The 1,969-nt window shown below is 70.8% G+C and carries 2 protein-coding genes; one reads left to right on the top strand and one right to left on the bottom strand.

Annotation, left to right across the window (positions count from 1 at the left end):
* A partial coding sequence (locus HW445_RS28780; protein ID WP_180223775.1) for an HpcH/HpaI aldolase/citrate lyase family protein occupies positions 1-1,181 on the bottom strand: 1,181 nt, incomplete at its 3' end.
* 204 nt (positions 1,182-1,385) lie between these two features.
* Here HW445_RS28780 and HW445_RS28775 point away from each other — a divergent pair.
* Positions 1,386-1,969, top strand: a 584-nt coding sequence (locus tag HW445_RS28775) for a TerD family protein (RefSeq protein ID WP_180223774.1), incomplete at its 3' end; no start/stop codon positions are given.

Raw genomic sequence — 1,969 nt, 5'->3', positions numbered from 1 at the left:
CACGGGCAGGCGTCGGAGGCCGCGGCGAGCAGGTCGACGAAGCCCACGTCCTCGTGGGCGACGCCGAAGACCTCGGCCCGCAGCATGGTCCGCAGGGCCCACGCCCGGTGCGGCTTCACCTCGTTCATCTTGTTGGTGTACGCCGACCGCAGCACGCCGCCGCCGCCCCGCTCGGGCCGCAGGATGTCCTGGGCGTCGCTGAACTCCTCGTGGCTGACGACGGAGAGCGCGTGGACCGGCTGGACGTGCGTGGGGTGGATGCAGGTCTTGCCGAGCAGCCCGTTGGCGCGGTCCAGGGCGATCTCCCGGACCAGGCCGTCCAGCGCGTGCTCGATCAGCGTCTCGCGCAGTTCCTCGGCGTCGCCGCGGAAGGGGCTCTCCCGCAGCTGAGGCTTGAAGATTCGTTCCTGCAACCGGAAGTACTCCCAGACCGGCCCGGTGACCGTGAACCCGGTGCCGTCCGCCCGCCCCAGCACGTTGACCACGTCGGAGATGACCGAGGCGACGATCCGGACGTCGTAGGCGGTCATGTCGGGGGCCCGGCGCAGGCCGTACGCGGAGCAGAAGTCGGTGACGCCGAGCCGCAGCGCCAGCACCCGGTCCCGGTACTTGTCCACCACGTCGAAGATCCCGGCCAGGGTCTCGGTCCGCGTCTCCAGGTACAGCAGTTCCGGGGACTCCAGGACCGGCATCACGAACAGCCGCCGGTCGGCGGCGGCCTCGGCCTCGGCCGCCGCCTCCAGGAAGGGGGTGCCGTGCCTCGCGGTGAACTTGGGCACCACGAACCCGGAGAGCAGCCGGACGGAGGGCCCGAACCGGCGGACCAGGTCGCCGATCTGACCGGCGTGGCGCACCCGCACGAAGAGCAGCGGCAGCCGTTCCCCGGAGGTCTCGCCGAGCCGGGCGTCCAGCTCGGCGAACTGGCGGACCAGGTTCTCCTCGCCGGCCTCGACGTCGGCGTCGTCGATGGAGTCCTCCAGGCACAGCACCATCGAGACGACGCCGCGGGCGGCCTGCTTGAGGACGTCGTCGGCGAGTCTCGGGCGGGTGGCAGGGCTGTAGAGGGTGGCGCCCAGCGCGGTGGCGAGGACGGGGGCGGACGATTCGGCCGTGAACTCGCAGGGCTCCTGGTGGAAGAGGCGCTCTCGCACCTCCGGGGCTACGTGCCCGAAGTGACGCATGGGGGTCCCCCGTGAAGATCAGCGGCCGAAGAGGGTGGCCGGTAATAGTACGTACAGATTCATTTCTGTAGTTCCCGAGGTCCGTGAAGTTCGGGTGACCGGCATATGTCCGCTACTGGCTGTGACACACCGGTCCGTGGCCCCGCCCGGTCCGTACCCACCCCCGCATTGTCCTGGCCAGAGCCAGAGGGCAGGATTGCCCGCATGACGCACGCGATGCTGAAAGGGTCGAACGTCCCGCTGGAGGCGGGCACGGTACGCGCCGTGTTCCGGTGGTCGGCCGGGCCGGGCGCTCCGGACGTGGATGCCTCGGCGCTGCTGCTCGGGACGGACGGGCGTGTGCGTTCCGACGCGGACTTCGTCTTCTACAACCAGCCACGGCATCCCTCCGGGAAGGTCTGGCGGCTCGGCAAGAAGCGCGTCACCGAGGGCCTCACGGACACGGTCCAGACGAACGTGAGCGGTGTCGAGGCGGATGTCGGCCGTGTTCTGCTGGTCGCCTCGGCGGACGGCATGCCGTTCTCCCGCGTGGAGGACCTGCGCATCCTGCTGTACGACGCGGACGTGCCGGACGGGGATCCGCTGGCGTACTTCGACATCGTGCCGGAGACCGGCGAGGAGACCGCCATGATCTGCGGCGAGTTCTACCGCCGGGGCGGGAGCTGGAAGTTCCGGGCGCTGGGCGAGGGGTACGCCAACGGGCTGGAGGGGCTGGCCGCGGACTTCGGCATCTCGGTGGAGGACCCGCCGGGGGGCGACGCGCGGTCCTCGGGCCCGCGGGAGCAGCA

It is taken from the genome of Streptomyces sp. UH6, assembly GCF_013421635.1.
GTDB classification, from domain to species: domain Bacteria; phylum Actinomycetota; class Actinomycetes; order Streptomycetales; family Streptomycetaceae; genus Streptomyces; species Streptomyces abyssomicinicus.
This window is presented reverse-complemented; position numbering and strand designations above follow the sequence as displayed.